At 39.1% G+C, this 10,173-nt stretch carries 2 protein-coding genes; both read left to right on the top strand.

What is annotated here, in order from left to right:
- A partial coding sequence (locus EO127_RS08325) for a YadA-like family protein (protein WP_164742325.1) occupies positions 1 to 3,467 on the top strand: 3,467 nt, incomplete at its 5' end.
- Positions 3,468 to 4,163: 696 nt separating this feature from the next.
- Entirely contained in the window at positions 4,164 to 10,163 is a 6,000-nt protein-coding gene (locus EO127_RS08320) for a YadA-like family protein (RefSeq protein ID WP_127448903.1), read from the top strand.
- Positions 10,164 to 10,173: the final 10 nt, after the last annotated feature.

The following is a 10,173-nucleotide window of genomic DNA, read 5'->3' as shown; positions in this document are numbered from 1 at the left end:
ATACTGTAAGTGCAGATGGATCTGTAACATTAACAAAAGTTGATGGAGAAGAGACTGAAAAAGCTAATGAAGCAGTTATTATTAATGGTCTTGCAACAAAAGCATCCGTAGATAACTTGACTACAGAAGTAGGAAAAAAAGCAAATGTAGCTGATGTAACAGCAGAGTTAGCTAAAAAAGCAAATGCAGCAGATGTAACAGCAGATTTAGCTAAGAAAGCCAATACAACAGATGTAGAAGCGTTAACAACAGAAGTAGGGAAAAAAGCAAATGCAGCAGACGTAACAGCAGAAGTAGCTAAAAAAGCAAATGCAGCTGATTTACAAAATCTAACATCTAATAAAGTAGATAAAACAGCAGAACGTCATGTAAAACAAGGTACATATACTGTAAGTGCAGATGGATCTGTAACATTAACAAAAGTTGATGGAGAAGAGACTGAAAAAGCTAATGAAGCAGTTGTTATTAATGGTCTTGCAACAAAAGCATCTGTAGATAACTTGACTACAGAAGTAGGCAAAAAAGCAAACGCAGCTGACGTAACAGCAGAGTTAGCTAAAAAAGCCAATGCAACAGATGTAGAGGCATTAACTACTGAAGTAGGCAAAAAAGCAAATGCAGCAGATGTAACAGCAGAAATAGCTAAAAAAGCAAATGCAACTGATGTAGAGGCATTAACTACAGAAGTAGGCAAAAAAGCAAACGCAGCAGATGTAACAGCAGAATTAGCTAAAAAAGCCAATGCAGCTGATGTAACAGCAGAGCTAGCTAAAAAGGCAAATGCAACGGATGTAGAAGCGTTAACAACAGAAGTAGGAAAAAAAGCAAACGCAGCAGATGTAACAGCAGAATTAGCTAAAAAAGCAAATGCAACTGATGTAGAGGCATTAACTACTGAAGTAGGTAAAAAAGCAAATGCAGCAGACGTAACAGCAGAACTAGCTAAAAAAGCAAATGCAGCTGATGTAACAGCAGAGATAGCTAAAAATGCAAATGCAACTGATGTAGAAGCGTTAACAACAGAAGTAGGTAAAAAAGCAAACGCAGCAGATGTAACAGCAGAATTAGCTAAAAAAGCGAATGCGGCTGACGTAACAGCAGAACTAGCTAAAAAAGCAAATGCAGCTGATGTAACAGCAGAATTAGCTAAAAAAGCAAATGCAACAGATGTAGAGGCATTAACTACTGAAGTAGGAAAAAAAGCAAACGCAGCAGACGTAACAGCAGAACTAGCTAAAAAAGCGAATGCGGCTGACGTGACAGCAGAGTTAGCTAAAAAAGCCAATGCAACAGATGTAGAGGCATTAACTACGGAAGTAGGAAAAAAAGCAAATGCAGCAGATGTAACAGCAGAATTAGCTAAAAAAGCAAATGCAACGGATGTAGAAGCATTAACAACAGAAGTAGGTAAAAAAGCAAATGCAGCTGATGTAACAGCAGAGTTAGCTAAAAAAGCAAATGCAGCTGACGTAACAGCAGAGATAGCTAAAAAAGCAAACGCAGCAGATGTAACAGCAGAATTAGCTAAAAAAGCAAATGCAGCTGATGTAACTGCAGAGTTAGCTAAAAAAGCCAATGCAACAGATGTAGAGGCATTAACTACAGAAGTAGGTAAAAAAGCAAATGCAGCAGACGTAACAGCAGAATTAGCTAAAAAAGCGAATGCAACAGATGTAGAGGCATTAACTACAGAAGTAGGAAAAAAAGCAAATGCAGCAGAAGTAACAGCAGAATTAGCTAAGAAAGCGAATGCAACAGATGTAGAGGCATTAACTACAGAAGTAGGAAAAAAAGCAAATGCAGCAGACGTAACAGCAGAATTAGCTGAGAAAGCAAATGCATCTGATGTAGAGGCGTTGACTACAGAAGTGGGTAAAGCAAAAGAAACAGCAACAGAAGCTAAGAACACGGCTGAAGCAGCAAAAACAGCTGCAGGAGAAGCAAAATCAGTAGCAGATCAAGCTAACACAACAGCGGGCGAAGCAAAAACTTTAGCAGGTGAAGCTAAAACAGCTGCAGAAGAAGCTAATACATCAGCAGGAGAAGCTAAAACAGCTGCAGATCAAGCTAACACAACAGCGGGCGAAGCTAAAACAGCCGCAGAAGAAGCTAAGACTAAAGCTGGAGAGGCCAAAACAAAAGCAGAAGGAGCAGATGCAAAAGCAACAGAAGCTAAGACAACAGCAGGTGAAGCCAAAACAATAGCTGAAGCAGCAAAAACGGCAGCAGGTGAAGCTAAAACAGCAGCAGAAGAAGCTAAGACTACAGCTGGAGAGGCCAAAGCAAAAGCCGAAGGAGCAGAAGCAACAGCAACAGAAGCTAAGACAACCGCAGGCGAAGCAAAAACAGCAGCTGGAGAAGCTAAGACAACGGCAGAACAAGCTAACAAAACCGCAGGTGAAGCTAAAAACACAGCGGATACCGCAAAACAAACTGCCGATGCAGCAAAACAATCTGCTGATAAAGCCACTGAGCAGTTAAATGATATTTCCACTAAAGTAAACGCAGGTATCGATAAAGACCTAAAAGACCTATCCGATGCAGGTAAAAAAGTTATCACAGATCTAGTGAATGTAACAGGTGATAACAACATTTCAGTCACACCAAGTGTTGATGAAAAAACAAAAGTTAAAACTTTCACAGCGAAGTTGAATGACACCATCACACTAGGTACTGGTGATAATGCAATCACTGTTAATGGTACTAACGGTACAATCACAGCAGGTACAGGTGACAATGCAGTGACTATTAACGGTACGAACGGTACTATAACTGCTAACAACGTGAAAGCAAATGATGGAGTATTTGGTGTTCCAGCGGATGCAAAAGGTGTTCCAACTGCAGAAGGCAACACAACGACAATCAATAATAACGGTCTATCTGTTGTAAGCAAAGATGCAGCTGGTAATGTATCTACAATACAAATTAAAGATGGTAAAATTTCTGGCTTAACACCAGGTAAAGGAGACAATGATGCAGCCACAGTAGGTCAAGTGAATGACGCTATCGCACAAAGTGCTGGCAACATTGGTCGTGCCTTGGAAAAAACAGCTCAACGTGTTGATCAAGTGGGTGCTCATGCAGCGGCACTAGCAGCGATGAACCCATTGAGCTATGATCCATTACGCAAATCTCAAATCATGGCAGGTATCGGTACTTACTCTGGTAACCAGGCTTTAGCATTAGGTGTGGCACACTATGCGAACGAAAACTTCATGTTCAATGTAGGGGTTACAATGGGCGAAGGTAAAAGTATGGCAAATGTAGGTGCTACATACCGTTTCGGTACTGGCGATAACGACACAATTCCAGAACGTTACAAAGGTGGCCCAATCTCTTCTGTATACGTAATGCAAGATGAAATCTCCGCATTGAAAGCAGAAAATGCGCGTAAAGATGTAGAGTACGGTAACAAAATTGATATGTTGATGGAACGTATTGCTATGTTAGAAGCAAAATTAAAATAATATTGCATAGATGTTGATGCTCTAGTGAGACACCTAGAACAGAGACATACTATAGATGAAACAAATGGACACTGCACCGAAAGGCTCGGTGTCCATTTTGTCTTTTTATAAATTTATATTTTTGTGTTATTTTCATGAAGATAGTGAACAATAATTATATCTAACACAAATAAATATAAATGCATAAAATTAACAAAACGTGCTTTTTAAGAAAAAAATAATGGATTATAACTAACTTGCATAAACTTTTGAAAAAAAGGGTATGGAAAAATATTTATATTATGAGTATAATTTAAATGTATAAAACACATAGGGTATTATAAATTTGATTATTAAAGGTTTAAATGCGACTTTGATAGTATCATCAAAACGTGTAAGTTGTGGTAAAAACAGGGGGGGGGTAAATACTTTTCTCCCATATTTATCATAAAAAATGTATAAAATAATCGGATTTATCATTGATATTTTTCAATTTATTGGATATACTCTACTTAATATACTAAGATTGTGTATAATAAGAGGTAAACAATGATTTGCTTCATAATAAAACTTAATTTGAAATATGTAAATGTGATATGTATTGACTATGTAGTGATGTATAAGTTACATCGATAAATAGGGTAGTTTATATTTAATTAAATATAAATAATATATAGTTCAAGGTTTGATGACCAGAAAAAAGGGAGGATTATCACAATGAACAAATTATTCAAGGTTATTTGGAGCAAGTCTAAGCAATGCTACATTGTTGTATCTGAAGTAGCGAAAAATACCACAGGTAAAAAGAAAATTGCCGTAGCTAGTGTATTAGCAGCCTTGGCAGTGAGTGCACAAGTGGCAACTGTACAAGCGGCCATTCCTGAGGGGGAGGCGACTAATGGAGCGGCCCTAGCTATCGGTAATAATGTAAAGGTCAGCAATGATAGTTCCACCGGTCTTGGTAAAGATATTGAAGTGACGAGACGGTTCGCCGTAGCTGTTGGATTTGGCGTTAAGGCCAGTGCAGATAATGCTGTGGCAATTGGATCAGGTGCTCGATTTGGGACAATACAAGCCACTGGTAATGATAGTATTGCCGTAGGGACCCGTGCAGAAGCAGGCATGCAAAGTTCTATCGCCATTGGTCGTTTGAGTCGTGCTGTTACAGGTGAAAAAGGCGTGGCCATCGGTAATGAAGCGGTGACGACAGCGTTGTCTGCCATTGCGATTGGTAACAAAGTGAATGCTACGAAAGACACGGCCATTAGTATTGGTAACGAATCCAACGCCACTGGAACAGCAGCAGTGGCCTATGGTAACAAAGCACAAGCCACAGCAGATAGTACTGTAGCAGTAGGGGATCAATCGAAAGCTACAGCCACTAATGCTACAGCAGTTGGTACATCTAGTGAAGCCTCACAAGATAGTGCATTGGCAGCAGGTAATTCAGCATCTGCAACAGGAAATGCAGCCTTAGCTTTGGGTAAAAAAGCAAATGCTAGTGGCGCTCGTTCTGTTGCTATCGGTAATGCAGATGATGATGAAACAGCAACAATTGCCACAGCTACTCAGGCGATAGCAGTGGGTAATAAAGCACAGGCTAAATCTGAAAACTCCATAGCCGTAGGGACTAATACTGCAAGTAGTGCAGCGAATGCTATCTCTATCGGTACGAATGTAAGTAATAAAGGTGCAGCAGCTGTTGGTATTGGTGTAGGTATCACCGTAGAAGGTTATAAATCTACTGCTGTAGGGCATGATCTACAGATACGTAACACAGGAAGTACCAATATTGGTTATAAATCTGCTGTAGATGCCAATCAAGCTGTTAGCGTTGGTGCACGAAATAGTGTGGATGCAAACGCTCAATATGGTACAGCAGTAGGTTATTTCACACGTGTTACGGCTAAAAATGCTGTCGCTATTGGTTCCAGTAACGATAATAACGGTAACAGCGATGAAGGCAAAGTATTAGCGTCTGCTGAAAGTGCAGTAGCTATTGGTACATCTGCTCATGCAGAAGCAGCTAGCGCAGTAGCAATTGGTACAAAAGCTAAAGCACAATTGGCTCATTCCGTAGCATTAGGTGAAGGTTCCACAACAACAGCAGCTGATGGCAATGCTACAACTGGTTACTTAACAAATGATGCAGTGAATAACACTGGTAATGGTATCATCTCCGTAGGTAATGGCGGCACGATTCTTCGTCGTATCACAAGTGTTGCTAGTGGTACCAATGATAATGATGCGGTTAATGTAAAACAATTAAAAGCATTGCGCAATGATACAGTAAGTACAGTAAGTGTGGTGGATGGATCCACTACTACAGATTTAGTGCCTAAAACAACAGAAGGCGATGCAGAGGCTCATAAAGTAAAATTAGTAGCAGGTAATAATATTACCTTAACAGCGAATGGCAATGCTGTAACGATTGCATCTAAGAGCGAAGTGAATACTATTGAAAGTGGAAACAAGGATGCTATTTCTGTTACGAATACAAATGGTAAGGTTAGTGTAACACCTAATTTGGCATCCGATGTAAATGCAACTGACGATGCTAACAAATTGGTAACAGCTGGTAAAGTAAAAGAAGCCTTAGCTGACAAAGTAAGCACTGCAAAATTAAATGAAGAATTAGAGAAAAAAGCAAATGCTGCTGATGTAACTAATTTGACAAACAATAAACTAGATAAAACAGCTGAATTGCATGTTAACAAAGGATCTTATGCGGTAAATAGTGACGGTAGTGTTACATTAGATAAAGCAGATGGAACTGGTACTGTCAAAACAGAGGAAGCTGTAACAATCACTGGTATTGCAAGTAAAACTGCTTTAGAACATTTAAAAACAGAAGTAGATAAAAAAGCAAGTAAAGATGATTTAGATACGAAAATTGGTGAAGTCAATGCTGAATTAGCTACAAAAGTAAGTAATGATACTTTCAGAGATGAAATGGCTAAAAAGGCTGACTTAAAAGCCATTAACGACTTGAAAGATGTATTATCTGGCAAAGTAGATGGTGCAGCACTTGATAAAATGGTAGCTGCCTTAGGGAATAAAGTTGATGAATCTGAATTAAATGAACGTTTAAAAACAGAAAAAGCTGAAAATGCAGCAGCTCTTAAAAAGGCGGTAGATGAAGCAAAAGCAGCTGCTAATACTGGGGTCAATGATTTAAAAGAAGGCAAACTTGATAAATCTGCTGAATTACACGTTGTAAAAGGCGAATATGAAGTAGATAGTGATGGTACTGTGACATTGAAAAAAGCAAATGGTGAAAATACTGAAATTGCTGATGAAAATGTTACGATCAAAGGCGTTGCCTCTAAAGTAAAATTAGATGAAGTAGCTGGTAAAGTCACTGCAGCTGAAGGTGATATTACTAAACTAAAAGCTGGTGTGGAAGAGAATAAAAATGGCTTGGGAGATCTTAAAAATAAAGTAGATACAGTAGAAGGAACTGCTAATAAAGCAAAAGAGGATCTCGCGGGATTAACCACTAAAGTGGATGGTATCGATGGAAAAGTGACGGCACAAGGTGAAAAAATCGCTGCTGCTGATGAAAAAATTGCGGCTATTGAAAAAAATATTACTGATAACATAGTAACAAATGATTCTATGGCAGGTAAATTGGAGGCCTTAAAAACTGATTTAGGTGCTAATACAACATTGTCCTTCGCTGGCGATGCAACAATTGATGATAAAGGTACAGATGCAGCTGACGATGATGACAATAGTGCTACTAAATTATCCTTGAACTTAAAAGAGAAAACCTTAAAAGTAAAAGGTGCCACTGATGAAATCAAAACGGAAGCTAAAGGTGATACCATTACTGTCGGTTTATCTGATAAAGTAAAAAAAGAGTTAGCCAACATTTCTAAATTAGGAGACACAGCAGCTGATGGACGTGATGGTAAAGGTGCTACAGGTAAATCTGCAGATGATCCAGATGCTACGGCAGCTGATAAAGGATTAACTGGTCAAGATGGTTTGAATGGTAAATCCTTGACAGATAAAGTCAATGCATTACGTAATGGTGAAGCTGGGTCAGTTGTATACACTGATGCTGATGGTAAACGTTTAGTAAAAGCTAATGATGGTAAATACTACTTAGCTAAAGACGTAGGTGAAGATGGTAATAAAGTAGGTGCAGCTAAAGCTGTAGAAGGAGATAACCTAAAAGCTAGCGTTGTGAATCCAGATGGTAAAGGTGGCCCGACTACATTATCTAATTTGAAAGATGGTAAGATTGCTGAAAACTCTAAAGATGCGGTGACTGGAAATCAGTTGCATGCAGCAAAAGCTGAAGTTGCTAAATATCTTGGCGGTGGTGCGACTGTAGATGAAAATGGTAATGTAACAGAACCAACCTTTACAGTAAAAGATAAAGACGGTAAGAATGTTGATGCGCATAATGTAGGAGACGCATTGTCTACTATGAATGAACGCTTAAATAATTCTAACGCTGCAGCCGCGGCTGATATTAAGCAATTAAAAGATATGGAAGGCCTAAGCGATAAAGGTAAAAACGCTATTAAAGATCTAGCAAAAGATGCGATTGATATTAAAGGTGATAATCATATTACATTCACCTCTACTATTGAGGATGGCAAAAAGGTATTCCATGCGAAATTAGATGAGAAGATCACTCTTGGAGGCACAGGTGATGGCGATCATGGAGACGATCCAGGAGTAAAACTAGATGGCCATGAAGGTTATGTGTCAGCTGGTAAAGGGCCGAATGAAGTTAAAATGAATGGTGCTAACGGTACGATCACAGCTGGTACCGGTGCTAATGCAGTTTCTGTGAATGGTACAAAAGCACTTATCACAGCAGGTACAGGTGAAAACCAAGTTGGTATCAATGGTAAAGATGGTAGTGTAACAGCTAAAACGGTAAAAGCAAAAGATGGTGTTTTTGGTGCTCCAGCAGATGACAGTGGCGTTCCTACAGCAAATAAAGTGGCTACTACAACTATCAATGATAAAGGCTTATCTACAGTATACAAAGATGAAAATGGTAAAGAATCTAGAGTAGACATCAAAGATGGCCGTCTAACAGCGGGTGCTCCGGTAAATGAAAAAGGAGAGCCTAAGGAGGCAGGTACTGCAATGTCTATGGACAGAGATAACGGTTTCTCTGTAACATCTACAGATAAAGATGGCAATGTATCTAAAGTAACAATCAAAGATGGTAAGATTTCTGGCTTGAATGGTGCTGAATACAATAACTATGAAAAAGATAAAGACGGTAAAATTGTAACAGACAAAGACGGAAACCCTAAGGTAGCTAGCTCTGTAAAAATGGACGGTGCAGGTCTTACAATTGCTCCAAGCGCAGGGGACCCTACGAAATCTGTAAGCTTAACAAAAGACGGCTTAAACAATGGTGGTAACAAAATTACAAATGTCAAGGATGGTGCTATCGCAAAAGATTCTCATGACGTTGTGAATGGTAACCAAATCTTTAATGCGAATACATCTATAGCGAATGCTATTGGTGGTGGTGCTACAGTGAAAGAAGATGGTACGATTTCTGCGCCATCTTTCAATATCACTAAAGATAGTACAAACCCAGCTGAAAAAGAAGCAGTTCATTCTGTAGGGGCTGCTATTGAAGCATTAGATACACGCATCAACAATGCTAGAAACTTGGGAGATTTAACTCCCGCAGGTAAAAAAGTTATTACAGACCTAATTCATGTACAAGGTGAAGGTAATATTGATGTATCTGAAGCTAGAAGTAATGACAAGGGTGTAAAAACTTTCACAGTAAAATTAAAAGACACAGTAACACTTGGCGATGGTAACAATGGCAACCAAGTTAAACTTAACGGTCCAGAAGGTAGTGTAACAGCTAATATTGGTACATTCGGTGCTCCAGCAGATGATAAGGGTGTTCCGACAAAAGAAGGCGTTAATACTACCACTATCACTGATAAAGGATTGTCCGTAGTAAGCAAAAATGCGGATGGCACAGTATCTAAAGTAGAAATCAAAGACGGTAAAATCACTGGCTTAAATGGTTCTGAATACAACAATTACAAAAAAGATGAAAAGGGTAATGTTGTAAAAGGCAAAGATGGAAAACCTGTAGTAGATAGTTCTGTGAAAATGGACGGTGCAGGCCTTAGCATTGCTCCAAGTACAGGAGATCCTACGAAATCTGTAAGCTTAACAAAAGACGGCTTAAACAATGGTGGTAATCGTATTACCAACGTTGCTCCAGGTGTTGAAGATACAGATGCAGTGACTGTAGGTCAAATGAAAGAGGTTACTGGTAAAATTGGTAATGCTTTGGAAAAAACGGCTCAACGCGTTGATGAAGTAGGTGCACACTCCGCAGCTTTAGCAGCGTTGAACCCATTGAGCTATGACCCATTGAGAAAATCTCAAATCATGGCAGGTGTAGGTTCTTACTCTGGCAACCAAGCATTAGCATTAGGTCTTGCACATTATGCAAATGAAAACTTCATGGTAACTGCTGGATTTACAATGGGATCAGGTAAGACTATGGCAAATGTTGGAGCCACTTACCGCTTTGGTACTAGTGATGATAGCATCCCAGAACGTTATAAAGGTGGTCCAATCTCCTCTGTATATGTAATGCAAGATGAAATTGCTGCTTTAAAAGCAGAAAATGCTAAAAAAGATGCAGAAAATGCAGAAATGAAAGCACAAATTAAGATGCTTATGGAACGCATGGGTATGGCATAAAACTAAATAA

Origin of the sequence: Veillonella sp. 3310 (assembly GCF_003999875.1) — a bacterium.
Lineage (GTDB): Bacteria > Bacillota > Negativicutes > Veillonellales > Veillonellaceae > F0422.
This window is presented reverse-complemented; position numbering and strand designations above follow the sequence as displayed.

Excerpts from the sequence above, each read along its gene's own strand:
- EO127_RS08320 (WP_127448903.1), top strand. The coding sequence starts at position 4,164 with ATGAACAAATTATTCAAGGTTATTTGGAGCAAGTCTAAGCAATGCTAC.